General features: G+C 64.1%; 19 protein-coding genes and 2 tRNA genes. 11 read left to right on the top strand and 10 right to left on the bottom strand.

What is annotated here, in order from left to right:
* Positions 1 to 222: 222 nt before the first annotated feature.
* Complete coding sequence (locus tag KNN17_RS20270; protein ID WP_241710654.1) at positions 223 to 1,590, bottom strand: ABC transporter substrate-binding protein; 1,368 nt, start codon at positions 1,588 to 1,590, stop codon at positions 223 to 225.
* A 228-nt stretch (positions 1,591 to 1,818) separates the two neighbouring features.
* On the opposite strand from KNN17_RS20270, the gene KNN17_RS20265 reads away from it, so the two are divergent.
* Positions 1,819 to 2,856, top strand: coding sequence for a LacI family DNA-binding transcriptional regulator (locus tag KNN17_RS20265; RefSeq protein WP_078106555.1), 1,038 nt, complete (start codon positions 1,819 to 1,821; stop codon positions 2,854 to 2,856).
* Positions 2,857 to 3,165: 309 nt separating this feature from the next.
* On the opposite strand, the gene KNN17_RS20260 is transcribed toward KNN17_RS20265, so the two are convergent.
* From KNN17_RS20260 to KNN17_RS20235, 6 genes are all read right to left on the bottom strand, one after another.
* Positions 3,166 to 4,005 (bottom strand): aldo/keto reductase, encoded by an 840-nt coding sequence (locus KNN17_RS20260; protein WP_241710653.1) that lies wholly within the window; start codon positions 4,003 to 4,005, stop codon positions 3,166 to 3,168.
* 117 nt (positions 4,006 to 4,122) lie between these two features.
* On the bottom strand, positions 4,123 to 4,575 hold the full coding sequence (locus tag KNN17_RS20255) for a hypothetical protein (protein ID WP_241710652.1): 453 nt from the start codon (positions 4,573 to 4,575) through the stop codon (positions 4,123 to 4,125).
* Between the two features lie 8 nt (positions 4,576 to 4,583).
* Positions 4,584 to 5,237, bottom strand: a complete 654-nt coding sequence (locus KNN17_RS20250) for a bacterial proteasome activator family protein (RefSeq protein ID WP_241710651.1) — start codon at positions 5,235 to 5,237, stop codon at positions 4,584 to 4,586.
* Positions 5,238 to 5,263: 26 nt separating this feature from the next.
* Positions 5,264 to 5,722: a GNAT family N-acetyltransferase gene (locus tag KNN17_RS20245; RefSeq protein ID WP_241710650.1), complete on the bottom strand. Its 459-nt coding sequence runs from the start codon at positions 5,720 to 5,722 to the stop codon at positions 5,264 to 5,266.
* A gap of 34 nt (positions 5,723 to 5,756) precedes the next feature.
* Positions 5,757 to 6,338 carry a PadR family transcriptional regulator gene (locus tag KNN17_RS20240; protein ID WP_241710649.1) on the bottom strand — a complete coding sequence of 194 codons (582 nt, stop codon included), beginning with the start codon at positions 6,336 to 6,338 and terminating at the stop codon, positions 5,757 to 5,759.
* 35 nt (positions 6,339 to 6,373) lie between these two features.
* Positions 6,374 to 7,357, bottom strand: coding sequence for an NAD(P)H-quinone oxidoreductase (locus KNN17_RS20235; protein WP_241710648.1), 984 nt, complete (start codon positions 7,355 to 7,357; stop codon positions 6,374 to 6,376).
* A gap of 114 nt (positions 7,358 to 7,471) precedes the next feature.
* Here KNN17_RS20235 and KNN17_RS20230 point away from each other — a divergent pair.
* The 4 genes from KNN17_RS20230 (at position 7,472) to KNN17_RS20215 (ending at position 14,274) form a co-directional block, all read left to right on the top strand.
* Positions 7,472 to 7,559 (top strand) — tRNA-Ser (locus tag KNN17_RS20230).
* 148 nt (positions 7,560 to 7,707) lie between these two features.
* Positions 7,708 to 8,592, top strand: a complete 885-nt coding sequence (locus KNN17_RS20225; RefSeq protein ID WP_241710647.1) for an undecaprenyl-diphosphate phosphatase — start codon at positions 7,708 to 7,710, stop codon at positions 8,590 to 8,592.
* Positions 8,593 to 8,715: 123 nt separating this feature from the next.
* Positions 8,716 to 9,495, top strand: a complete 780-nt coding sequence (locus tag KNN17_RS20220) for a VOC family protein (protein ID WP_078106563.1) — start codon at positions 8,716 to 8,718, stop codon at positions 9,493 to 9,495.
* A gap of 279 nt (positions 9,496 to 9,774) precedes the next feature.
* Positions 9,775 to 14,274, top strand: coding sequence for an ExeM/NucH family extracellular endonuclease (locus KNN17_RS20215; RefSeq protein ID WP_241710646.1), 4,500 nt, complete (start codon positions 9,775 to 9,777; stop codon positions 14,272 to 14,274).
* A gap of 120 nt (positions 14,275 to 14,394) precedes the next feature.
* Here the strand turns inward: KNN17_RS20215 and KNN17_RS20210 are convergent, their stop codons facing one another.
* Positions 14,395 to 16,398, bottom strand: coding sequence for an FAD/NAD(P)-binding protein (locus KNN17_RS20210; RefSeq protein WP_241710645.1), 2,004 nt, complete (start codon positions 16,396 to 16,398; stop codon positions 14,395 to 14,397).
* A 59-nt stretch (positions 16,399 to 16,457) separates the two neighbouring features.
* Between KNN17_RS20210 and KNN17_RS20205 the strand changes: the two genes are divergently transcribed.
* Positions 16,458 to 18,719 (top strand): prolyl oligopeptidase family serine peptidase, encoded by a 2,262-nt coding sequence (locus tag KNN17_RS20205; RefSeq protein WP_241710644.1) that lies wholly within the window; start codon positions 16,458 to 16,460, stop codon positions 18,717 to 18,719.
* 184 nt (positions 18,720 to 18,903) lie between these two features.
* Positions 18,904 to 18,991 (top strand) — tRNA-Ser (locus KNN17_RS20200).
* A 129-nt stretch (positions 18,992 to 19,120) separates the two neighbouring features.
* Here KNN17_RS20200 and KNN17_RS20195 read toward each other — a convergent pair.
* Positions 19,121 to 20,638, bottom strand: a complete 1,518-nt coding sequence (locus KNN17_RS20195; protein ID WP_372489710.1) for an MFS transporter — start codon at positions 20,636 to 20,638, stop codon at positions 19,121 to 19,123.
* On the bottom strand, positions 20,554 to 22,725 hold the full coding sequence (locus tag KNN17_RS20190; protein WP_241710642.1) for a RecQ family ATP-dependent DNA helicase: 2,172 nt from the start codon (positions 22,723 to 22,725) through the stop codon (positions 20,554 to 20,556). The genes KNN17_RS20195 and KNN17_RS20190 overlap by 85 nt, the downstream gene beginning before the upstream one ends.
* A gap of 124 nt (positions 22,726 to 22,849) precedes the next feature.
* Here KNN17_RS20190 and KNN17_RS20185 point away from each other — a divergent pair, with 124 nt between their 5' ends.
* The 4 genes from KNN17_RS20185 to KNN17_RS20170 all read left to right on the top strand — a co-directional run.
* A complete protein-coding gene (locus KNN17_RS20185) occupies positions 22,850 to 24,268 on the top strand; it encodes a phosphomannomutase/phosphoglucomutase (protein ID WP_078106569.1) in 1,419 nt (472 codons plus the stop codon).
* 27 nt (positions 24,269 to 24,295) lie between these two features.
* On the top strand, positions 24,296 to 24,748 hold the full coding sequence (locus KNN17_RS20180; protein WP_241710641.1) for a hypothetical protein: 453 nt from the start codon (positions 24,296 to 24,298) through the stop codon (positions 24,746 to 24,748).
* A 24-nt stretch (positions 24,749 to 24,772) separates the two neighbouring features.
* Positions 24,773 to 25,222 carry an RrF2 family transcriptional regulator gene (locus tag KNN17_RS20175; RefSeq protein WP_241710640.1) on the top strand — a complete coding sequence of 150 codons (450 nt, stop codon included), beginning with the start codon at positions 24,773 to 24,775 and terminating at the stop codon, positions 25,220 to 25,222.
* A 152-nt stretch (positions 25,223 to 25,374) separates the two neighbouring features.
* Positions 25,375 to 26,531, top strand: a 1,157-nt coding sequence (locus KNN17_RS20170; protein ID WP_241710639.1) for a globin domain-containing protein, incomplete at its 3' end; no start/stop codon positions are given.

Genomic DNA, 26,531 nt, shown 5'->3' with positions numbered 1-26,531 from the left:
GGGGGGGGGGGGGGGGGGGGGGGGGGGGGGGGGGGGGGGGGGGGGGGGGGGGGGGGGGGGGCGGGGGGGGGGGGGGGGGGGGGGGGGGGGGGGGGGGGGGGGGGGGGGGGGGGGGGGGGGGGGGGGGGGGGGGGGGCCAGGGGGGGGGGGGGGGGGGGGGGGGGGGGCCCCCCCCCCCCCCCGGCGCGCGCCGCAAGGCGGCGTCTTCTTTCACGGTGGTGCTCACTGGTTTGCCGACGCCCTGTCGAGGGAGGCCTGGGAGTCCTTCTGGGCTTTGGCCAGCGCAGACTTGAGGTTGGCCTCATTGAAGCTGCCATTGCCAAGATCGGGGCGGGACTGAACCACGACGTTGGTCATCGCCAGCTGGATGTCGCCCCACGCGCCGGTGAACGGTGTGGTCTTGGACTTGGACGCTGAATCAATGATCGGCGCCAGCGAAGGATCCGCATCCTGGACCTTCTTTGCGGCCGCAGCGTTGGTGGGAAGATCTCCGAACAGTTTGTTGTAGTTGACCTGCTCGTCTTCACTGGTGAGCAGCTTGATGTAAGCAGCCGCGAGGTCCTGGTTCTGCGAGTATTTGGCAATCACCAGGTTGTCGCCGGAAATGATGGAGCTGACCGGCTGGCCACCGGACGGCGCGGAAGTCTGTCCCGGCGGCACGGTCGGCATCACGGCGTAGGCGTATTTACCCTTCACGGCGGAGGCATCGAAAGTGACCTTTGTTGATGCGGTGGTCATCAACATCATGGCGGACTTGCCCGCGGCGAAGTCAGCGGCAGCCTGGGTATCGTTCCAACCGACGGCGGCCGGGTTGACCACCTTGTCCTTGGTGAGCCAACCGAAGTACGTTTCGTAAGCCTGGAGCACGGTGGGGTCATCGATGCGGGCAGTCTTTCCGTCCACCAAGGGGTTGCCCGACTGGTTGGCCATGGCCCAGGCAAACTTCCACGGCGTGTAGTTGTCCGCGTATCCGGTCGCGAACCCGTAGGTGGATCCGGTGGTCAGCTTCTTGGCCTGGTCCAGCAGACCGTCCCAGGTGTTAGCAGGCTTGTCCAGCCCGGCCTTCTTGAACATTTCGGTGTTGTAGGCCAGAACGTAGGGCCTGGAGGTAAACGGGACGCCCACTTCATTCTGGGTGTCCGGCCCTGAAATTCCCAACGTCGCGGGAACGAAGCGGTCGCGGCCGCCTACCTTGTTCCACATATTCGAGTCGAACTTGACGAAGGCGTCTGTTGAGTACGCGGTCGGAGTGAAGGTGGTACCCACTGCGTAGACGTCCGGGCCCTGGCCTGCGACCACAGAGGTCTGGATCTTCGAGAGCTCATCGTTGGCGCTGGCGAACGTCTCGAATTTCAGGTCGGCGCCGGTCTGCTTCTTGAATGCATCGGCTATGTGGGCCTGCCAGGCCTTGAACTGATCGGACTTGTTGGTGTTGGCACCGACCAGGACATCCAGGGTCTTGCCTTGGCCGTTGGGGGCGCCCCCGCTCGCGCTCGACGAGCCGTTGTCGGCACCGCAACCGGTTACCCCTAGTGCTCCCAGCGAAACGAGAACGACCGCGCCAATAAGTCGCGTCCTTGAGTTGTTCATGTCTTTCTTATGCTCCTCGTTGAGTCGCCCCGAAATCCTCGGGGGAACCGGCCACACAGACCGGATGTTAGCTGGAACACTATGACAGTTGCTGCAACAAGTGCAACGGTTGCCAAAAATTGCCATAGTTGCTTTTGGGGATTGGCCTGTCACAGATGGGAAGGGACATCCCTGATGAGGGAAGATGGACTCTCAGAACGCATTGCGGGGCCGCGAGGGGGCAGCACTATGAGCATTAGCGAGGCCAGCATTGGAACCGGCGCGCTGGGGCGGGGTCCGACTATCAGGGACGTCGCCGCTCTCAGCGGTGTAGCGGCGTCCACAGTCTCGCGGGCTTTGTCTCAGCCGCACCGCGTCAACCAAGCCACCAGGGAACGCATCGAAGCGGCTGCCCGCGAACTGGGATACGTGCCATCCGCATATCCCCGCAGCACCGCCCCGGGAAGGTCCGGAGCCGTCGCCGTCCTGGTTCCGGACATCACAAACCCGTTCTTTTTTGACTTCATCCGCAGCACACAGCATCAGCTCAAGACTGCCGGCTATACCCAGCTGCTTGTCGACACCGAAGAGGATGTCGAACTGGAAGCAAACTACCTGGACGAGTTCCGGAGCTCCGCGGTCGGCTTCCTTCTTCCCGCGACCCGCCTCAGCGACGATCAGCTCATCAGCGCGGCCGCCAAATCCCCTTTGGTGACGTTGAACCGCAGCACACCGGGCGTACCGAGCGTGATCATTGATACCCCTTCAGGGGTCCAGCAGGCCATGGAGCATCTGTTTTCACTCGGCCACAGGGATATTGCCTATCTCGCAGGGCCGCCGAACTCCTGGTCGGACGGCCGGCGGTGGGAGGCCCTGCAGGAGCGATCCGAGTTGTTGGGTATCACCATCCGGCGCCTTGGCCCGTATCACCCGAGTACGCGGTCCGGGGCTGCCGCCGCTGACACCCTGCTCAACAGCGGGGCGACTGCCTGCATCGCATTCAACGACTTGGTTGCCATCGGCGTCCTCGTCCGGCTGAGGGAACGCGGCATCGACGTACCCGATGAAATGAGCGTGGTCGGGTGCGATGACATCTTCGGAGCTGATTTCTGCCAACCGCCCCTGACAACCCTCACGGCCCCGATCGAACAAGCCGGACGGGTCGCAACGGACATGCTCGTCAGCAGGCTTCGACCGGGCCGGTCCCAGATGCGCGTGAAAGTCGAACTCCCCACCCATCTGACGATCCGGGCATCCACGGGCCCACCCCTCCGCCCCGCGAGGTGAACCAGCAACGCGGAGTCACTTACGGCCCATCTGGTGCCGCTGAATGGGCCGTAAGTCCCCGCGTCGCCAGGCGTGCTGACGCTCCGCGATACCCGAGGCCCGCCTGGCGGCATGCTCCCAACGATCGTTTGACCCTGCCATGAGATCGTCAATCCCGCTCATCGCCTGCTTCCCCTGGGTTCAGCACTTTCCTGAGGAATGGCCTTGAAGCTCGCCAATCACCCCGAACACCCTACGATCATCAGCCCACGTAGCAGTTATGACAAGAAAACCCCGCACCTGTCAGGTGCGGGGTTTTCCCGTGGAGAACTATGCGAAGTCCGAGACTGCGGGATCCGGTCCGATGCGGCCTTCGGCACCGCGGTCCAGGCCGTTGATGGCCTCGATGTCGGCCTCATCCAAAGTCACGCCAAGTGCTGCGAAGTTTTCCTGGATCCGGGACTCGGTCACGGACTTGGGGATCACGACGTTGCCGATCGCCAGGTGCCAGGCGATGACCACCTGTGCCGGGGTGGCCCCGTGCCTGGCAGCGATCTGGGCGATGGTGGCGTTCTCAAGGAGCTCGCCGCCTTGGCCCAAAGGCGACCACGCCTGGGTCAAAATGCCCCGGGCAGCAGCGAACTCGCGGAGTTCCGACTGGTTGAAGAACGGGTGCAGCTCGATCTGGTGGATGGCCGGAACAACGCCGGTTTCCTCGATCAGGCGCTGCAGGCCCTCCTTGCTGAAGTTCGAGACGCCGATCGACTTGATGCGTCCGCGCTTCTGGAGCTCGATGAGGGCCTTCCAGGTGTCCACGAACTTGTCCTGCTTGGGCTGCATCCAGTGGATCAGGTACAGGTCAAGGGTTTCCAAGCCGAGGCGGTTCATGGACTCTTCGAAAGCCGCAAGAGTGGACTCGTAGCCCTGGTCCGCGTTCCACAGCTTGGTGGTGATGAAGATTTCCTCGGGCTTGAGGCCGGAGGATGCGATGGCACGTCCCACGCCTGCCTCGTTGCCGTAGATCTTGGCGGTATCGATGTGGCGGTAGCCGGCGTCGAATGCCTGTCGCACCACCTTTTCGGCTACATCGTCCTCAACCTGCCACACCCCGTAGCCGAGCTGGGGAATGGAGTTGCCGTCGTTAAAAGTAAGGTTCGGTGACGAAGTCATGGCTTCCATCCTGCCAGCGCGCACCTGCAGTGGCTACGGATTCCGCGCCTCTAAGCTAGGCGCTTAATAGTTGCCATGTGGGAATAGACGCGCCTGCAGCTACTTTGCCGGCAGGGGTTACGAGCCGGCTTCGGCCCTCAGCAGTCGTTCGGCTTCCTCGACGTGCTCGTAAACGGCTTCGGCGCGTCGTCGCACCGACGCCGCTCCTACCGGGACGGGCCCGACGGCGAGACGCAGCATCGCGGCGGCCTCCGCCGTCGTGGCAAGTGAGTTCCCGGCCTTGGACAAGGCCCGATGGACGCCGGCGAGCGATCCCGGAATATCCAGCCCGTCGCTGGGCGAACGGAGCTGGGCCTCCACGCACACCGCACGTACCCGGGACGACAAGTCCGCGAGTTCGTTGGCAATGACTACGAGTTCGCCGTAGAGCTTTTCGTCTTCGACACCCTCCAGCACTTGGTGATACCGATCCAGGCCACGATGAAAACGGTCGTGGGCACGCCGCCACAATCCTTTGCCGAGTTCAGCGTCATCCTTCCGCCCCTGCCGGACGGCCCCAAAGAAGCCCAACCCAGCGCTCAGAGGTACTGGCCCGGACCGTGGTCCGGATCTTCCACGCGAGCCGGATTGCCGGGTTCCGCTTCTTTGCCGGGAAGGTGGGCACGCTGGGGCTCACCGTTCTCGCCAATAACGACGCCTGGGGCGATCATGGTTCCGGGTGGCAACTGGCGAAGCTGCAACTGGGCAACAGCGTGTTCCCGGGCCGCCTGCTGGGCGGCTATGGCTGTCTGGATTCCATGGAACAATCCCTCGAGCCAACCAACCAGCTGCGCCTGGGCGATCCGGAGTTCAGCGTCGGAGGGCGTGGTGTTTTCAGGGAACGGGAGGCTGATGCGTTCCAGCTCTTCCACAAGTTCCGGAGCGAGGCCCTCTTCCAGCTCTTTGATGGAGCGTTCGTGGATTTCGGCAAGGCGTCCGCGTGCCGCCTCGTCCAAAGGGGCGCTCTTCACTTCTTCGAGGAGCTGGCGGATCATGGTGCCGATCCGCATGACCTTGGCGGGTTCGTCGACGAGGTCCTGCAGGGTGGTGCCCTTCTTGGCGCCAGCCTTCCCGTCGGCCTTGGGACCTGCTTCCGATGTGCTTTGTGCCGCGCCAGCGTCCAAGGTTGTGCCCTCCACCGGGATGTCGTCAAAACTCTCGCCACTGGGTTGAGTGTCGTCCTGATCGCTCATGCGTTCATACTCTCATGGGCCGCAACTCAGCCCAGAGCCTTGACGAGTATTACGCCTTCGTCCTTAGCGAAACCGCATTTTTCATAGAATCCGGTGGCATACAGGTTGGCGGGGACCCAGACCTCCTCCATCCCGTGTTCCCGCATCCACTCCTCCATGACAGCCAAAAGGGACCGGCCGATACCGCGGCGGCGCCACTCCAGATGGGTCCCCATTTCCATGAGGAGCAGTTCGGCCCAGGGGCCGGCGTTTCGGCGGCGCTGAATGCAGCAGTGGAGGAATCCCGCCGTCTCGTCATCGAGCTCGGCCAGCCAAAACAGAACGGCGGGGTCGCCCAAAAAGGAGCGGGCGGCGTCGTACGTCAATGCGCCTGACGGCGCGACGGACGGATCCTCGTCGAACAAGTTATCCGTCTCCGCCAGGCGGATCAGCGCATCGGCGTCGTCGGGGCCGAGCAGCCGGATGCGGACGTCGGCATTCGTCAATGTTTCGATGTCAGCACCTCCCCTGCGGAGCAGTCTATGCGGTGGCTGTCCCGTTTCCGCGGACGGTTCCCATCATGCCGTTGCTGGCGCCATTGGCCTGCTGGACCAGCCTCGCGTCGCACAGATCCAACCAGCGGGCCTCCGCCTCGGCATGGAAGATCAGGGAGTCCAGAACGAGCAGCCTGGCGGTATCCGTGACCCTTTGGTTGGCTGCGACATCCTTGCGGTCTTGGGTGTACACCTGCAGTTGGCGCAGGGAAATCTCACGTTGGGCCTGGATGAGCGCGGGAACATCGGTGCCCGCCGTCGTGACGGCCAGCGCAAGCTTGGTGGCCAGTTCGTTCCTTGGCGGAGCTCCACGATCCACCGCTGTTGTGAACCATCGGCGGATCTCCGCGGTCCCGGCGTCGGTGATGCTGAAAAGCACATGGCCGCGGCCGTCGTCGCCCTCCTTGCGGACCAAAGCGTCGCGCTCCAGACGGTTCAGGGTGGTGTACACCTGCCCGATGTTCAACGGCCAGACGGCTCCCGTGCGTTCCTCGAACGCTGCCCGCAATTGGTAGCCATAGCGAGGTTGCTCCTGAAGCAACGCCAGGATGCTGTACCGGATGGACATACGCCTCCTTCGTGCTGCCGGTTTGGCGGGCGCGGCTAGAGCAGCAGCAGGACTTTGCCCATGTGCTCGCCGGAATCGAAGTATTCGTGGGCTTCGCGGACCCGCGCCAGGGGGAACGACTTGGCCACGAACGGCTTGATCCGGCCGTCGGCCAGCATCGGCCAGACCGATTCGCGGACGGCGTTCATGATGACACCCTTTTCCGCAACCGGCCGCGGGCGCAGCGCTGTGCCGATGATCGCGGCCCGTTTGCTGAGCAACTGGCCGAGGTTGAGTTCTCCCTTGGCACCACCCTGCAAGCCGATCACCACCAGCCGGCCGTAGTCCGCGAGTGCTTCCACGTTCTGCTGCAGGTACTTGGCACCGACGACGTCGAGAATCACGTCCGCGCCCTTGCCGCCGTTTTGTGCCTTGAGGCTTTCGGCGAAGTCTTCTTCCGCGTAGTTGATGGCGATGTCGGCGCCAAGGAAGGCTTTCGCGGTGCCGACCTTTTCAGCCGTACCGGCCGTCGTCGCGACCGTAGCGCCGTACGCTCTGGCGAGCTGGATGGCCATGGTGCCGATGCCCCCAGTAGCGCCATGGATCAGCACCGTCTCACCGGCCTGCAGCTGCGCAGTCATGATGAGGTTCGAGTAAACCGTTGCGGCTACCTCAGGCAAGGATGCGGCGGTGACCAGATCCACGCCGTCGGGCAATCGCAAAACCTGCTCCGCCGGGACAGCAACCTGCTGCGCATAGCCGCCACCCGAAAGCAGGGCCACCACCTTGTCCCCCACGGAAAACGGCTTGCTGACCTCGGGCCCGAACGCGGCAATCCTGCCCGAGACCTCAAGGCCCGGAATGTCGGATGCTCCCGGTGGGGGCGGGTAGAAGCCGCGGCGCTGCTGGACGTCCGCCCTGTTCAGGCCGGCGGCGACGACGTCGATAAGAACCTCGCCGGGGCCGGGAACCGGAGCAGGGACGTCGCGGATTTCCAGAACCTCGGGCCCGCCCGGTTCGGAGATGAAGACGGCTTTCATGGAGTGCTCCCGATCCCTCGCTCAGTGCAGTTGGCTTTTCAGACACCTTAACCGCGTTAATCGCGGCGGCAGGTTTTTGGCGCAGCCAACTCCCTATGAAACACTACTAGGCAGGGAAGGTTGTCCGAGCGGCCTAAGGAGCTGGTCTTGAAAACCAGTGTGCGGTAACCCCGCACCAAGGGTTCAAATCCCTTACCTTCCGCGTGGCGCGACACAGCGCAGCCGAGAGGCCGGTTCATGCGAATCTTCGGATTCCATGGCCGGCCTCTTGTGCATTCACCGGCTGACACCCGGCCAGCTCCCAGCAAACGTTCATCTCTCAGTAACCGGTACTGGCTAGGATCGAACCCATGATTAATATGATCCAGGCCATCATTATGGGCCTGCTGCAGGGAATCACCGAGCTCTTCCCGATTTCCAGCCTCGGCCACAGCGTCATTTTGCCCAAGCTGTTCGGTTGGGGCCTGGACCAGAAGGCGCCGGAATTCCTGAACTTCCTCATAGCCACCCACCTGGCAACGGCAATCGTGCTGTTCTTCTTCTTCCTCCGGGACTGGATCGAAATCGCCAAGGGTCTTGGCCGGTCCATCCGGGACAGGAAGATCGCTCCGTCGGACACGTATGCCAAGCTCGGCTGGTTGCTGGTGGTCGGATCCGTGCCTGCCGGGATCATCGGCTTGGTCCTGGAAAAGCCCATCCGGAACCTCTTCGGTTCCCCGCTGATCGCCGCTGTCTTCCTTGTGGTCAACGGCCTGGTCCTGTTTGGTGCCGAGCGACTGCGGACACGCGAAAGGCAGCTCACGTCCGCGCGCCATGTGAACACAACGGCAACGGCTTCCGACGCCGAGATCGCCACGTTGTCGTGGAAACGCGCCCTCGGAATCGGAACCGCGCAGGCTGCGGCCCTCATTCCCGGCATTTCCCGCTCGGGCTCGTCGATGGCCGGCGGCCTGCTGTCCGGGCTGAACAACGAGAACGCCGCGCGGTTCAGCTTCCTTCTCGCCACGCCGATCATCGGCGCTGCCGCAGTGCTCAAACTGCCCGACCTCTTCACGCCGGCCATGGCCGACGAGCGCGGCGTATTTCTGGTCGGCGCACTGTGCGCGGCCGTCGCCGCATGGTTCGCCACCAAGTTCCTGCTTCGTTTCTTTGAGACCAGGACCCTGACGCCTTTTGCCATCTACTCGGTCGTCGGCGGAGTGATCTACTTCGTCTTGATGCTCGTCATGGGCTAGGTTCGCTGCCGGCATTGTGCGAAGCCATTGAAACTGTCAGGGGCCCCGCATAGGGTTTTGTCTGTCTCCACCACCCACTCATGAAACCGTGGAAACAACCGCGGTAACTACACAGGAGCGAACATGCCCACGCCTGACATCACCCCCGGCTCACCTTGCTGGATCGACCTGATGACCTCGGACACGGAGAAGGCAAAGTCCTTCTACAACACCCTCTTCGGCTGGACCTACGAGACCGGGGACCAGGAAAAGTACGGCGGCTACATCACGGCCTCGAAGGACGGCAAGATGGTGGCCGGGATCATGCAGAAGCAGCCGGACATGGGCCAGATGCCCGATGTCTGGTCCACTTACCTGCGCACTGACGACATCAAGGCCACCACCGAAGCGGCCGTCGCCAACGGCGGCCAGGTCTACATGGAACCCATGGAAGTGCCGGACCAGGGAACCATGGCCATGTACGCGGACTCCTCCGGAGCAGCAATCGGCGCCTGGCAGTTCGGCGAGATGAAGGGCTATCAGCTGGCTGCCGAAACAGGCGCACCCGCCTGGCACGAGCTCTTCGCCAAAGAATACGACTCGGCAGTTTCCTTCTACCAGAATGTCTTCGGCTGGGAAACCACCGTCGTGGGCGATACCCCGGAGTTCCGCTACACGACGCTCGGGGAGGGCGACAACTCCAAGGCAGGCATCATGGATGCCTCCGGTTTCCTCCCCGCCGAGGTGCCGTCCTATTGGGGCGTCTACTTCGCGGTGGATACTGTCGATGCGACGATCGAGCAGGCCACCGCCCTGGGCGCCACCGTCATCCAGGCGGCTGAGGACACTCCCTACGGCCGGATGGCCACCCTGACCGATCCGACGGGTGCGATCTTCAAGCTCATCCAGAACCAGGCTGCATAAGCCCAACCGCCAGGCGCAGCCCGCCACCCACCAGAGAGCATGCTCTCCCCACGACGCGGGGAGTGGACATATTGCGATTATGTCCACTCCCCGCCTCAAAGGGAGGGCATGCTCTCTCTTGTTTGTGCCGTCACCATATGGCAACCCGGTATTCATCCACGCCTGATGTGATGCCGAGCGTGATATCCCCGCCGGAGTAAAGCCCGGTTCACCGCCCGCCGACGCACACGGCGGGTGTCTTCCACTGCGCCCTACAGGGCCAATTGAAAGTTAGAGCTAATGCATTTTAAAAATGGGAAACTTCTCGTCGGTTTGGTGGTGTCGGCGGGATTGCTTGCAGCCCCGCTCGCCACCATTCCGGCCGTGGCAGCCGATACGCCCACCGCTACAGGCCCATCGGTGGTGATCAATGAGGCCTACCTCAGCGGAGGAAGCGCCGGCGCAGCGTTCCGGAACAAGTTCGTGGAGCTGTACAACAACTCCGACTCCGCCGTCAGCCTGGGTGGTTGGTCGCTCCAATACCGCGCGGCGGGCAACGTCAATCCGCCCACCTTCATCACTCCCCTCAGCGGCACCATCCCGGCCAAGGGATTCTTCCTCGTCAAGGGCGCCAGCAACAGCGCAAGCTCGACGGCGGCAGAATTGCCGGCTGCCGACGTCGACGGTTCCGGAACGCTCAACCCGAGCGGAAGTGCCGGAACCATCGTCCTTGCGAAGCAGGGCACTGCCGTGAACCCCCTCCCCACGGGTTCCGTCGTGAGCAACCCCGCCGTAGCCGATCTCCTCGGTTACGGCAGCACGAATACCTTCGAGACCGCGGCTGCCCTGGCACCGGCAAGCAACACCGATGTCAGGAGCCTGAACCGGACCAACGGTGCGGACACCAACAACAACGCCGCCGACTTAAGCCTCAGCGCCGCCATCACCCCGACGGCGGCCGGGGCCACTGCCCCTCCGCCCACCGACGCCGGGACCAAGACCATCGCGGAAATCCAAGGCACGGGGGCGGCCAGCCCGTTCACCGGTGCCACGGTGACCACCCGGGGCAAAGTCACGGCTGTCTACGCCACGGGCGGTTTCAACGGCTACTACGTGCAGACCCCGGGAACCGGCGGCGACACCGATCCGGCGGCCAGGACGGCGTCGGACGCTATTTTCGTCTACTCGCCGTCCACCGTGGAAAGCACCCGGACCGGCGACTACCTCGAACTCACTGGCACGGTAAGCGAGTTCTCCAACCAGACGCAGCTCACCGCGGACGCAAGCGGAGTGAAGAAGCTCAGCGAAGCCGCACCTGAAGTCAAGCCGAGCAACTTCGCGCTTCCGGCCGACGAAACCACCCGAGAGCGCTACGAAGGCATGCTCGTGGCACCCCAGGGCGCCTTCACCGTGGCGGACAACTATTCACTGAACCAGTACGGCGAAATCGGCTTGGCTGCAGGGACCTCTCCCTTGGTCCAGCCCACCGCCGTCGCAAACTACGGCTCAGCCGAATACAACGCGGTGGTTGCGGACAACGCACTTCGCGGCATCAAGCTCGACGACGGCGCGTCCACCAACTTCCTCAAGGACGCCTCCACGAAGGCACAGGCGCTTCCCTACCTGACAACGAGCGATCCCGTGCGGGTCGGATCGGCTGCGACCTTCCGTACCAACGTGATCCTCGGCTACGGGAACAACTCCTGGAAATTCCAGCCGCTCTCCCAACTGACCCCGGCCACCGCGGATTCGGTGCAGCCTGTGAGCTTCACCGGAAGCCGCCCCCAGGCCCCGGCGAACGTGGGCGGCAACCTGAAGATCGCCTCCTTCAACGTGTTGAACTTCTTCCCCACCACCGGTGACCAGCTCAGCGGCTGCACCTACTACACGGACCGGGACGGTAACCCGATCACGGTCAAGGACGGCTGCAACGCCCGCGGTGCGGCGAATGCCGAGAACCTCCAGCGCCAGCAAGCAAAGATCATCGCCGCGATCACCAAGTCCGGCGCCGACGTCGTCTCCTTGGAGGAGATCGAGAACTCGGCACAATTCGGCAAGAACCGCGACGATGCCCTCGCGAAGCTGGTGGATTCCCTCAACATCGAGACCCCGGGAATCTGGGACTACGTCCGCACGCCTGCCAACGCTCCCCCGCTGAGCGACGAGGACATGATCCGTACGGCGTTCATTTTCAAGAAGGCCAGCGCCGAACCACTGGGTGAGTCGATCATCCACAACGACACCATCGCTTTCGCCAGCGCACGCAAGCCCCTCGCCCAGGTATTCAAGCCCGTGGGGGCAAGCGATGACAAGAAGTTCATCGCGATCGTGAACCATTTCAAGTCCAAGGGCTCAGCAGTAACACCGGACGACACCGACAAGGGCCAAGGCGCTTCCAACCTCGCCCGCACCAAGCAGTCACAATCGCTCCTGGCCTTCGCCGACCTGTTGAAGTCCTCCAAGGGCACCGACAAAGTGTTCCTCATCGGCGATTTCAACGCCTATTCCAAAGAAGACCCGATCAACGTCCTGACCGGGGCAGGCTACACAGATCTGGAAACAAGCACCGGGAAGCACTCGTACTTGTTCGGCGGAATGGTCGGCTCCCTCGACCACATCCTTGCCTCCCCCGCTGCCCGTGAGGTGGTCACGGGAACCGACATCTGGAACATCAACTCGGTGGAGTCGGTCGCCTTTGAGTACAGCAGGTACAACAACAATGTCGGCAACTACTACGCCCCGGACCAATTCCGGGCCAGCGACCACGATCCCGTGGTGGTCGGCCTGAACCTGCCGACCACACCGGCCAGCGTGGACCTGCAGTTCCTGGGCATCAATGATTTCCACGGACGCATCGACAGCAACACCGTCCTGTTCGCCAGCACCATCGAACAGCTCCGGGCCGGCGCCGCGGCCGGTTCAACTGCCTTCATCTCCGCCGGAGACAACATCGGCGCGTCGCTCTTCGCCTCTGCGGTGGCCAAGGACCAGCCGACCATCGACGTGCTCAACGCGCTTGAACTCAAGGCGTCCGCAGTGGGCAACCATGAGTTCGACGGCGGATGGTCGGACTTACGGGACCGCGTCATCGCCGGGGGCAACAACGCGAAGTTCCCGATCCTGGGTGCCAACGTCTACCAGAAGGGCACCACTACCCCGGTACTGCCGGAGTACACCGTCCTGGACATGAACGGCGTCAAGGTGGCCGTCATCGGCACCGTGACGCAGGAAACCCCGTCCCTGGTCAGCCCGGCCGGCATCGCCGACCTTGAATTCGGTGACCCGGTGGACGCCGTCAACCGTGTTGCCGCCAAGATCAAGGCCGGAAAGCTGGCCGATGTGATCGTCGCGGAAGTCCACGACGGCGCCGGAGCCGGTACTTCGGACGGTGCGACCATCGAACAGGAAGTGGCCGCGGGCGGGCCGTTCGCCAAGCTCGTGAAGGAAACCACACCTGATGTTGCGGCCATCTTCACCGGCCACACCCACAAGGAATACGCCTGGGACGCACCGATCCTCGACGCCAACGGCCAGCCGACGGGCAAGACCCGCCCGATCGTGCAGACCGGAAACTACGGCGAAAACATCGGCCGTATCACGCTGACAGTGGACACCAAGAGCATGGCCGTGACCGCCTACACCGCGGGCAACGTCAAGCGGTCAACAACGGACATGTCCGGAACCTACCCGCGTGCCGCACAGGTCAAGGCCATCGTCGACAAGGCGCTGGCCGACGCCGCCGTCGTCGGCAATCAGCCGGTGGGCGCTGTCACCGCGGATATCACCACGGCGTTCACGCCGGACCCCGCTGGAGGGACTCCCAAGCGTGATGACCGCGCGAGCGAATCCACCCTCGGCAACCTGGTGGCGGATTCCCTCGTGGACACGCTCAAGGCTCCGGAACTGGGCGGTGCCGAGATGGGCGTCGTGAACCCCGGCGGACTGCGCAACGAGCTCTACTACGCACCCGACGGCACCATCACCTACGCGGAGGCCAACGCTGTACTGCCCTTCGTGAACAACCTCTGGACTACCTCCCTGACGGGCGCCAAGTTCAAGTCACTTCTTGAGCAGCAGTGGCAGACCAACGCCGATGGTTCCGTGCCGAGCCGTCCGTACCTGCAGCTGGGCGTGTCCAAGAACGTGAACTACACGTTCGACGCCGACCGCCCCGCAGGCGACCGGATCACCTCCATTTGGGTGAACGGAGCGCTCATTGACCCCGCGAAGTCGTACCGCATCGGAACCTTCAGCTTCCTGGCCGCCGGGGGTGACAACTTCCGGGTCTTCAAGGAAGGCAGCAACACCAAGGACTCAGGACTGGTGGATCGCGACGCGTGGATCAAGTACTTGAGCGCGCACCATCCGGTGTCACCGGACTTCGCCCGCCGTTCGGTTGCCGTAGTGAACACCACGGCGGCGGAGGTGAAGAGGGGCGACGCCATGACCCTGACCGTCTCCAAGCTGAACCTGACCTCGCTCGGCAGCCCGCAAAACGCCTCGCTCAAGGCAGTCTTCACGGACGCCAAGGGGCTCGCGACACAACTGGGAACGGTCGGCGTAGCTTCCGGTGCTGCCTCGGTGAACCTCAAGGTACCCGCGGGAGCCGCGGCCGGAACAGGAACCCTGGTGCTGACCGCCGTCGAGTCCGGGACCGTGGTGAAGGCCGCCGTTAAGGTTGCCGCCCCACTGCCTCCGAAGTGCACCGCGCCGGTAGCGCCGAGCAAGTGGTACGACGTGATCGGCTGGATCAAGTACGCCTTCGCGTGGCTCGAGTACCAGAAGTGCCTTAAGGGCTAGCCGCAGCGCCAACCCCGGATGAGCATGCTCTCCCCCGGCCCCGACGAGTGGACATATCACGTTTATGTCCACTCGTCGGAACGGGCGGGGGGCATGCTCATTTTTGTTGGTGGGACATGCTCATTTTTGGAGCGGAAGGCCGAGCATGTCCCTGGCGATTTCGTCCGCGTCGCGGAGGGTCCGTTGGCCGCTTCGGTAGCTGGTGCCCTCGGAAGGCCGGGCCTCTGCGGCAATGGCCGTTCCCCATTGCGTGGAGGAAAGCTGCAGGCCAAGGGCGTACATCCCCGGAGTCACCGAACCATTGGCCCCCACCAAACGGTAGGGATGCGGCTGGACGTCCAAGCCGGAGGTCTGCACGGGCGTTCCTTCGGCGGTCATCATGACCTTCGGCCGCACCAACCCGTCGGCGAGCAACTGGCGGAGGAACGGAGAAACACTCATGCCCACCCGGTTCGCGGGAGACATGGCTTCAATCAGCGTCCTGGCTTCCACGGCGTCGTCGTGCACCCAAGCAGACACCGCGCGGAAGACACGGTTGGAGCGGTCGACGCTGAATCGCGGATCGGGCCCCACGAAACTCACGACGCCGGCGCGCGCCAAAGCGGCCAACTGTTCGGCGCGCAGAGCAGGAGGACCGCTCGCGAGCCCCTCAACGAAGGATTCGAACCAGCCGCGCAGCTCACCGACCCACGATTCGTCCGTGATCCCGCCGTCGGCCACAGCACTCTTCAGGATTGCCCGTCCGGTGTGCAAGGCCCCGATGGCCATCTTCACAGGATCCGACTCTCCGAGAGCGGAACGGCGGGCGTCGTCGTCCAGGTAGTCCACGACGGCGGCATCGAGTTCCTTCCTGGACGCGAAGGAATGCCCGGCCAAGGGCGCCGCGAGACCCAGCAGGTCAAGGCGGCGCGACGCGGCAACATGCGTGGTGACCAACTCCCCGACCTGGTTCTCCCATCGCCCTGTGGCGTGTGCATGCGGCTGCAACAAATCTTCGAGGGCAGCCAGGAACTCCGTCGCGTCAGTCACGGCCACGGGTTCGGCCACGACCAGCGTTGAGTAATAGGCCCACAGGGCGTCCCGATGCAGAAGGGGCCATAGGTCGTGGTCGAAGCCAGGTTGGATACCCGCCGCGTCGAAGCGTTCCACCGCGCTCTCGGTCAGGTACCGCAAGCGCACGGACTTGGGATAATAACCGTCCAGCCCGGCCTTGGCCCGGTACGGGGTGCCTCGCCTCGAGGCCGCGATGATCTTCGGTTCGCGGCCCGAAGGCAGGTACTTGAGCTCCCCCCGGAGACCATCTTCTGCGGGCACGAATTGTCCCCCGCGGCCTTCGGTCAGCTGGCCCATGACGTCGAAGAAATTCAGGCCCATGCCCCGCACCAGGACCGTCTCCCCGTCCGGAACCAGAGCCCAGTCGACGTCGGCGGGCGCGGCCGGCGGCACGTACAGCAGCCCGAGTTCGGCCGCGACCTCCCTGAACGAACGCTGCTCCGGGTTGAGCCTGGACTCCAGGTGCCCCAGCGCGAGGACGAGGGAATCCACGGTGAGCTTGCCGCCGTCGTCGAGTTCGACGTCGAACCCTCCGCCCGCGGGATTGCCCGGCGAACCGTCACGCGCGCCGTCCGCCGGGGCGCCCGGCAGGGGATGCGCCGCCACGGCGTTGCTCCGGTGGAAGGCGATCTCCACGCCGGCCGGGATACGGTCCAGCAGTTGCTCGAGCGTAGAGCGCAAGTACCGTCCGTAAAGGGCGCGGCTGGGAAAGTCGTGGGAGGCAAGTCCGGCAAGTTCGGCCCGTTCCTCGGGGCTCAGGCCGGGGCCGCCGTCGGACCGCTGTTTCGCCCGCCACTGCTCAAACGAGCCCCCGGCCAGGGGCGGCGCGAGTCGCTCGTCTTCGGGGATCAGCGTGGGATAAAACGACTGCGTGTTCATGAGGTAGAGCCGGGACTGCTGGGGCTGCCAGACGTGCCCCGGACCGGCGGGATACGGGTCCACGACGTCGATGTGAAGGGAGCGCGTTTGCGTTTCCATCGCAGCCCAATTGGCGAGCAAACGCTCCAGCACACTGGTGCCGCGGGGACCTGCCCCGATCAGCCCGACCCGAATGTTCTGCGATTTACCCACGCCCAAGCCTAACTTCTTGTGACTTGCTTCCTCCTCAGATAGTCACTCTAGGATGAGGCATGACCACCACAGCAGCTGATCAAGCGCCCGCGCCCGACAACGCAACTGCCCAGGGAACCGCAATCGCCCCCGAACCTGTCGACGAGAATATCTGGCTCGAAGACATTCACGGCGAGGAACAGCTGGCCTGGGTGCGGGAGCAAAATGCCCGCACCGAAGACTTGCTGGATGACGCCGAATACGCCGCTTTGGAAGCCGGAATCCTGGAGGTCCTGGACTCCACGGACAGGATCGCCATGGTCAACAAGCGCGGCGAGCACTACTACAACTTCTGGAAGGACCAGCAGAACCCCAAGGGCCTCTGGCGCCGGACCACGTGGGAAAGCTACCTCAGCGACGCCCCGGAATGGGACGTGCTGCTCGACATCGACGCACTCGCGGCCGCTGAAGGCGAAGAATGGGTCTTCCACGGCGCCAACTTCCTGCGCCCGGCCGAAGGCGAACCGCACCGCCTCGCCATCATCGCCCTCTCCCCCGACGGCGGCGACGCCAACCGCCACCGCGAGTTCGACGTCGAGACCCGCACCTTCGTGGACCCTGCAACAGGCGGCTTCGACCTTCCGACCGCGAAGGGCAACGTGAGCTGGCTCGACGGCGATACCCTGCTGGTTGCCACGACCGCCGACGGCCTGCCGAAGACCAGTTCGTCCTACTCGCGCACGGGTGTGAAGCTCCGCCGCGGCCAGTCACTGGCCCAAGCCGAGCGGATTTTCGAGATCCCCGAAGACCACATGATGGCGCTCGTCGCCCACGACTCCACCCCGGGCTTCGAACGCACTTTCGCCGTGGACTGGATCGACTTCTTCAACCGGACCACGTCGGTGCTGCGCGACGACGCGTGGCTTGCGATCGATGTCCCCACCGACGTCAACCTCAGTTCCCACCGTGAATGGCTCATGTTCCGTCCGCGGCAGGACTGGAACGTGGACGGGACCACGTACCCCGCCGGGTCCCTGCTGGCTGCCGACTTCGAGGGCTATCTGTCCGGGGAACGCGACTTCACGGTGCTTTTCACCCCGGATGAGCACACGTCCCTCCAGTCGTGGAGTTGGACGCGGAACTACCTGCTCCTGAACCTGCTGCATGACGTCTCTTCCGAAATCAGGGTGCTGGACCCGGCCAGCAAGGACCCGGCCGGAGGGTGGGCCTCGACGTTGTTGGACGCGTGCCCGCCGCTGCACGACGTGAATGCCTACGCCGTCGACGACGAGGACGAAGCGGAAGGTGACGACGCCGGCAACGACTACTGGCTCGTGGCCACCGGATTCACCACTCCCACCACGCTCATGCGTGGCACCCTTTCCCCGGGCGTTGCCAGTTACAGCCTCGACGCAGGGCACGACGGCGGTGTGTCCAGTACGCATGCAGCGGTGAAGTCCTCGCCGTCGTTCTTCAACGAGGCGGACTATGAGGTACAGCAGCACTTCGCCACGTCCGCGGACGGCACACGCGTGCCCTATTTCCAGGTCGCTTCCAAAGACCTGGACCTCGACGGCGAGAACCCCACACAGCTCTCGGGCTACGGCGGGTTCGAGGTCTCAAGAACGCCGGCCTACAGCGGAGCCATCGGGCGCGCCTGGCTGGAGCGCCGGACCGAAAGCACCACCTCCGAAGACGGCTCCGCGGTGCATTCACGCGGCGGCGTCTACGTCGTAGCCAACATCCGCGGCGGGGGCGAGTACGGTCCCGCCTGGCACAGCGCAGCCTTGCAGGCGAATCGACACCGCGCCTTCGAGGACTTCGCTGCTGTGGCGCGGCACCTCATTTCGCGGGGCGTCACCAGTCCGCGGCGGCTCGGCTGCGTGGGCGGCTCCAACGGCGGACTGCTCGTGGGCAACATGCTCACCCAGTACCCGGAACTGTTCGGAGCGATCTCCTGTGGCGTCCCGTTGCTGGACATGCGCCGTTACACCAAGCTCTCGGCCGGCTACTCATGGATTGCCGAGTACGGCGATCCAGACGTACCGGAGCAGTGGGAGTACATCCGTACCTTCTCGCCGTACCACCTGCTGCGCGACGGCGTGGAGTACCCGGAGACCTTCATCTGGACAGCTACGTCCGACGACCGTGTAGGCCCGGTCCAGGCGCGCAAGATGGCAGCCCGGATGCAGGCAATGGGTATCCCGAACGTGTGGTTCCACGAAGCCCTTGAAGGCGGTCACGCGGGAGCCTCGGACAACCGTCAGGCGGCCTCACTTCAAGCCCGCAGCCAGCACTTCCTGTGGCGGGCCCTTGCCGGCAAGACCCGCTCTGGGCACTAACGCTCTCAACGATGGAACGCCCGACGGCGGCCCGCGCCACCTCCGACAGGCGGCAGCGCGGCGCCCGACGGCGGCCCGCGCCACCTCCGACAGGCGGCAGCGCGGCGCCCGACGGCGGCCCGCACCCCCGTTTTGCACTGGATGCCCAGTTCTGCGTATCCTTGGTTGGCTAGCAATAGCAACTGGAGACGTGCCAGAGCGGCCGAATGGGCTTCACTGCTAATGAAGTGTGGGGCACAACTCCACCGGGGGTTCAAATCCCCCCGTCTCCGCGTTTTGGCCCCGGTCTTCGGACCGGGGCCTTTTTGCGTCCCGGGCCTTTTGCCGGACCGCGAGCCCATGGGACCGAGGGACCGCGAGCGCGAGAGGCCGCTGACAAGGTCCTTGAATTTTTCGCAGCCCTAGCGCCGCTTCTGGGCCTTGCTCGCAACACCACGACTGACTTCGGCTCCGGCGTGCCGGTGCAGGGTGAGGCTGTCCACCGTGCTCAGGAGCATCACGGCAGCCATCGCGAGGAAAGCGCCACGGTACGCGGAGGATGGGCCGCCGCCGAAAAGCGACACATGGTCGAAGAGACGCAGGAAGAGCGCACCCACAGCGATACCGGCACCCGCGGCCAGTTGAACCAATGTTGCCGACACCGCGTTGGCAGAGGGAAGCTCCCCCGGAACAATGTCCGCATACTGCACGGAGGCGTACGCCGAGAATCCGATCGAACGGAATGCCCCGCTGGCCAGGAGCAAAGCGATAATCAGCGGCTCCGGAGTCCCCGCATTGAGCGCTGCACAAGCGGCAAAGGTGACGGCCGAGGCAAATGAGGCGAAGACCAACACGGGTTTGAAGCCGAACCGCCGAATGATGGGCGTCGTGGCGGGCTTGATGCCGATGTTGCCGACGAATACCGCGGCCACCATGGCTCCGGACCTGAGCGGATCCCAGCCAAAGCCGTCCTGGAACAACAATGGCAGCAGGAAAGGCACCGAACTGATGGTCAGGCGATAGATGAATCCTCCGGTGGAGGTGGCCCGGAACGTGCGCGTGGCGAAAACCCGGAGATCGAAGAGCGGAGCCTTGGCCTTGAGCATCCACCAGGCCGCTCCGGCCAATGCCAATGCACCGGCCAACAGCACGACTGCCGGCACCACACCGCCACCATGACCGCCAATCCCTTCAAGACCCACAACAAGCGACCCGACGCCGAAGGTGGTGAGCGTGAGCCCGAGCCAATCGAGCCGTCGGCCAGCATCGCCTCCCGTACGCGGAACCAGCCTCAGGGCTGCGATGAACGCTGCGAGGCCCAGCGGCACGTTGATCAGGAAGATCCAGTGCCAGGACAGATAAGTTGTGAAAGCTCCGCCCACAAGCGGCGCCAAAACGGGCGCCAGCAACCCAGGCCAGACAAGGAATGCCGTGGCTCGGAGGAGCTCCGATTTGGGCGTGCCACGCAACACCACGAGAGTCCCTACCGGAACCATCATGGCCCCGCCAGCGCCCTGTGCCACGCGGCTCAAGGTCAGCAGGGTGAGGTTCTGGCTCGCAGCGCAAAGCAGCGAAGCCAAGGTGAACACGGCGATCGCCAGGCAGAAAATCCGACGCGCACCAAAGCGTTCCGCGAGCCAACTGCTGAGCGGAATCCCCATCGCCACGGTTACCAAGTAGGCAGTCATGGTGATGTTGACGTCGGCCGAGACCACTTTGAAGTCGGCCGCGATGCTCGGCATGGCAGTAGTCAGGACTGTTCCGTCCAGGAACTCCATGAAAAAGGTGGCGGCCACGAGCAAAGCGAGCCGCGGCTGCCACTTGGATTCGGACTGGACGTCCGGGACGGAGCCGGTCACGCTGCTTGACCGAGGACGAGAGGCAGCACTGATCCGGCTCCCGCCTGCCTGAGGGCCCGGCCGGCAAAGGTCATCGTCCATCGGCTGTCCGCCAGGTCATCGACCAAGAGGATGCCTTGACCGCCGAGCGAGGCAAGGCTCTCTCCAAGTTCGGGACCCACCACAAGGCGCTCCCAGACGCCGGCCAGCCGATAGGCGCTGTTGCCGCCCCGCCCGCCCGTTGGTCCCCCGTGTTGGAGTTGGAGGGAACCCAAATACGGCATCTGGCCGATTCCGGCTATGCCGCGGGCCAGGGATTCGACCAGCACCGGTTTGTTCCTGGACGGAACGCTCACGACGGCAGCCGGGCGCCCTTGACCGCTCCACCCGGTGGATCGGCCGTCTCCGGCAGACCATTCGCGCAAGACCTGTACGCAGGCCTGCAACATGGCAGGTTCAACCTCGCGGTCAGCCGCCCCGGCGGCAAAGAGTTCACGGAGGGCACCACCCCAGCCGAGGTCGGTCAGGCGTGCCAGGATGCGCCCTTCGGACAGCAACTCCTCCGGCTTGATCTTGCCTTTCACGCTCACGCCCAGCCGATCCATGCCGCTGGGCCATTGAAGCCTGGGTTCGAGCGCAAGACCCGCTCGCCGCAGGGTTTGACCGGCGGCGTCGGCGGCTGCTGCTGCCACGTCCGCCGGAAACCACTTGCCGGCACAATTGTCGCAGCGGCCGCATTCACGCGCGGACTCGTCGTCCAGGACCGCGGTGATGTATTCCATGCGGCACCCGGCGGTGTCCTGGTAGATCACCATGGAATCCTGCTCGTCCACCCGTGCCTCGGCGATACGGGCGTAGCGCTCGGCGTCGTAAATCCAGGGACGTCCCGTGGATTTCCAGCCACCGCCTACGCGCTCCACCGCTCCATCCACGGCCAGGACCTTCAGCAGGAGTTCCAAGGGAGTCCGGCGCAGGTCCACCCGCGCTTCGAGCGCCACGGTGGACAAGGCAGAGCCGGATCCGGCCAAGACGTTGAGCACGGCGGCGGCCTTTTCCTCCGACGGCATTGAAGCAGTCGCAAAGTATTGCCAGATCTCGCGGTCCTCGGATCCGGGCAGAAGAAGCACATCGGCATTTGCTGCGCCACGGCCGGCACGGCCGACTTGCTGGTAGTAGGCCACCGGGGATGACGGCGCGCCAAGGTGGATGACGAACCCGAGATCCGGCTTGTCGAAGCCCATGCCGAGCGCCGACGTGGCAACCAGCGCCTTCACCTCGTTGTCCTTAAGGAGTTGCTCGGCCCGCTCGCGATCCGCGGGGTCCGTCCGTCCGGTGTAGGACAAGACGTTGTGGCCTGCCTCGGAGAGGAGCCTGGCGGTGTCTTCAGCGGCCGAAACGGTCAGCGTATAGATGATTCCGCTGCCTGGCATGTCTGCAAGGTGGGTCAGCAACCACCCAAGGCGATCCCGCGAATCGGCGAGCTTCAAGACCCCCAGCCGCAAGGACTCACGGCCGAGCTCCCCGCGGATGGTCAATACTCCGGCACCGAGCTGCTCTTCGATGTCGTGGACCACCCGGGAGTTGGCCGTGGCGGTGGTGGCGAGCACTGGAACACTGTCCGGCAGTTGCTCGATGAGGTCGGAGATGCGCCGGTAGTCGGGGCGGAAATCGTGTCCCCAGTCCGAAATACAGTGTGCCTCGTCAATCACCAGGAGACCGGTGCGCCGAATGAGCTCGGGAAGCTGGTTCTCCCGAAACGAAGGATTGGTAAGCCGCTCCGGCGAAACCAGGAGTACATCAACCTCGTCCGCGGCCAGCTGCTCCCGGACGTTGTCCCACTCAAGCTGGTTTGCGGAGTTGATCGCAACGGCCCTCACGCCAGCACGTGCGGCTGCCGCCACTTGGTCCCGCATGAGTGCGAGCAGCGGCGAAACGATGAGGGTGGGACCTGCGCCCCGGCGCCTCAACAACAACGACGAGACGAAGTACACAGCCGACTTGCCCCAGCCCGTCCGCTGCACCACCAAGGCGCGCCTTCCGGCGTCGACGAGGGCCTCAATCGCCTCGTACTGGCCGTCGTGGAATCGGGCGTCCGCGTTTCCGACCAGCTCTTTCAGTACTTCAAGGGCCTGCAGCCGGGTGGTGGACTGTTCTGCTGCGAGTAGGGCAGCATCCGGGTTGTTGGGCATGGCTTCAGTATTCCAGCCCCCACAGACAGCCAGAACCCGTGACTTCATCTATGTGGACAAACGTTTTCCACATAGATGAAGTCCCGGCGTAGCGACGACCTCGCTCCACAGTAAGATTGAGCGCGTGACTAGCGAGCAGAACAAGACATTTGACCTCTCGGCTTCCTTCAAGGCCTATGACGTCCGGGGAATCGTCGGCGAATCCATCACATCCCACATCGTGGAATCCGTCGGCGCGGCCTTCGTCGACACCCTCGGCCTCGCTGGCGAGACTGTGCTGGTTGGCGGCGATATGCGCCCGTCATCCCCCGAATTCATCAAGGCATTCGCCGATGGCGCCGCCCGTCGCGGCGCCAATGTCCAGCTCCTGGACCTCATCTCCACCGACGAGCTCTACTACGCGTGCGGTGCCCTCAATGCAGCCGGCGCCACGTTCACCGCAAGCCACAACCCCGCCGAGTACAACGGCATCAAGATGTCCAAGGCCGGCGCCCAGCCGATCTCGTCCGAAACAGGCCTCAAGGAAATCCAGGCACTGGCTGAGGAGTACCTCAACACGGGAAGCATTCCGGCCGCAGAGGTGCAGGGCAAGATCAGCACCCGCGATGTCCTGAAGGACTACTCGGAGTACTTGCGCAGCCTGGTTGACCTGAACGGCTCGCGTCCGCTGAAGATCGTCGTCGACGCCGGAAACGGCATGGCCGGGCTGACCACCCCCGCAGTGCTTGGCGATCAGCTGCTTCCCGCCCTGCCGTTCGAGATCGTCCCCCTGTACTTTGAGTTGGATGGCTCCTTCCCGAATCATCCGGCCAATCCCCTTGAGCCCGAAAACCTGCGCGATCTGCAGGCCGCAGTCATCGAGCACGGCGCGGATATCGGCCTGGCGTTCGACGGTGACGCCGACCGCTGCTTCGTGATCGACGAGAAGGGCGAACCGGTATCTCCGTCTGCCATCACCGGGATGGTTGCGCGCCGGGAAATCGCCCGCGCACAGGCCGCCGGTGAAGAGACCCCCGTGATCATCCACAACCTGCTGACCTCGCGGGCAGTCCCGGAACTCGTGGCGATGGATGGTGGCAGGGCTGTGCGCACGCGCGTGGGGCACTCGTTCATCAAGGCCGTCATGGCAGAAGAAGGAGCCGTCTTCGGCGGCGAACACTCGGCACACTTCTATTTCCGCGATTTCTGGAACGCCGACACCGGCATGCTCGCAGCCATGCACGTCTTGGCGGCATTGGGCGAGCAGGACGGTCCGCTGTCCGAGCTTGGCCGCCAGTACGAGCCTTACGTCTCTTCCGGTGAAATCAATTCCGAAATCGAAGACAAGGCAGGGGCCATTGAGCGGGTCCGCGTCGATTTCGACGGCGAAGACGTCGACGTGGACACCATGGATGGCAGCACCTTCACCGCGAAAGACGGCAGCTGGTGGTTCAATCTTCGTCCGTCCAACACGGAGCCCTTCTTGCGCCTGAACGCCGAGGCGAAGGACGTTGCCACCATGGAAAAGGTCCGGGACCGCGTCCTCGCGCTGGTCCGGTCCTAGCAGGCAGCCCCGGAAGGGAGCAGCAGCATGAGCACCACAACCAAAGGCCTCGAAAGCACTGAGGAACACGAACTCCGTGAAGTGCGTGAAACCCTGGGTGCCGCCTTGGCAACGGCACAGGAACACTTGGAACAAAACGGAGGATTCCTGCCCTTCGCTGTCACTCTCGATGAGGATGACGAACTTCGGATCGTCTTCGTAACCCCTGGAGAGCCGGACGATGAGGGAAGCGTCGACACAGACTTGATGCTGGCGGACATCCTCGAATTGCTGCGCCAAGGCCGTGACGAATACCGTGCGGTGGCGATTGCGAGCGACGTGATCCTTCCGGAACACGGCTCTGACGGGATCCACGCCGCAGCTGAGCATCGCGGCGGCCGGCTGATGGCAGCCGTTGTCCCCTATGTCCGGACTGCCGAAGGCTTCACTTTCGACAACGCCGAAGGCGACACCAATGAACCCCTCGTATGGGTGGACTAGGCCTTACTCCGTAAGCTTGAGGGCATGAAGATCAATGCCTTCGCGGATGTGAGCCTGCGTGCGCTCCTGGTTCTCTCGTCCGTGCCCGCAGGTGAACTCTTGACGACCCAAAACATCGCCGACGCCGTGGGAACTCCGTACCACCATGTCAGCAAGGCCATTGTTCGGCTGCGGGAGCTGGGCCTCATCGACGTCGAGCGCGGCCGCAACGGTGGATCCAGGCTCAGTGCCGCCGGACAGAAAGCCACCATTGGCCAGATTCTGCGGGAACTGAACACCAGATCCGACCCCGCCGAGTGCCAATCCGCCCATGGCGACTGCCCTCTGATCACCGAATGCGGCCTGCGCCACGCCCTGGCCCGCGCGAGGGAGGCCTTTTACCGGGAGCTGGACGACGTCGTCGTCTCCTCCCTGCCGCGTTTGCGACAAATGGCGCCTGTATTCCAGGCGATCGGGTTGCGATCCGGACTGTAAGGCCGTGTTGGAGCGCCCGCCGACAGTCGGTGGGCTGCCGATTAGCCAAATCCTTCTACAGCGTGTAGAAATTTAGCTATAGATACTTGCATTTCAAATACAAGTATTGGCCGGTCCGCATGCAACCGCGGGCCATTAAGACAGGAGTACCTATGCTCTCGGACAAGTCCTTCCCCGTCATCGAGGCCACTTTGCCGCTCGTCGGCTCCCGGATTGGTGACATCACCCCCAAGTTCTACTCCCGCCTCTTCGCAGCGCACCCCGAGCTGCTCGACGGGCTGTTCAGCCGTTCGAACCAGCGCTCCGGCAGCCAGCAGCAGGCATTGGCCGGAAGCATCGCTGCTTTCGCAAGCCATCTGGTGAGCAACCCCGGCACACTGCCGGAGACAGTCCTGTCACGCATTGCACACCGCCACGCATCCTTGGGGATCACCGAGCCGCAGTACCAAGTGGTCTATGAGCACCTCTTCGCCGCGATCGCGGAGGACCTGGCCGATGTCATCACCCCTGAAATCGCCGAAGCCTGGACAGAGGTCTATTGGCTCATGGCGGACGCGTTGATCAAGCTCGAAAAGGGACTGTACGCGGCGCAGGCCAATGGCGAAATGTGGAGCCCATGGAAGGTGGCGTCCAAGGCTCCCGCCGGCACCGGGTCCATGACCTTCATCCTGCAGCCGGCCGACGACACCCCCATCACCGAAGCACTGCCGGGCCAATACATCAGCGTCAAGGTCACGCTCCCGGACGGCTTGCGCCAGGTCCGTCAGTACTCGCTTTCCGGCGACGCCGGCACCAACCGCAGCTTCACGACCAAGATCGACGACGGCGGTGAGGTTTCGCCCGTGCTGCACAACGACGTCGAGGTCGGCGATGTCCTGGAGATCTCCAATCCCTACGGCGAAATCACGCTCAAAGATGGCAACGGTCCCGTGGTCCTCGCCTCGGCCGGCATCGGCTGCACGCCGACGGCTTCCATCCTGCGTTCGCTCGCCGATTCCGGCTCCGGCCGCCGGGTACTGGTGCTCCACGCCGAAAGCAATCTGGACAGTTGGGCGCTTTGCGGCCAGATGACGGACGACGTCGAGCGCTTGGACGCAGCCGAGCTGCAGCTCTGGCTAGAAGAACCGCAGGCCGGGGCCAAAGCGGGCTTCATGTCACTGCGCGAGGTGGACCTTCCGGCCGACGCCTCACTGTACCTGTGCGGGCCGCTGCCGTTCATGAAGCACATCCGCAACGAAGCGATCAACGCCGGAATCCCCGCCACAAAGATTCACTACGAAGTCTTCGGTCCGGACATCTGGCTCGCCAA

Origin of the sequence: Arthrobacter bambusae, assembly GCF_022606295.1 — a bacterium.
GTDB classification, from domain to species: domain Bacteria; phylum Actinomycetota; class Actinomycetes; order Actinomycetales; family Micrococcaceae; genus Arthrobacter; species Arthrobacter bambusae_A.
This window is presented reverse-complemented; position numbering and strand designations above follow the sequence as displayed.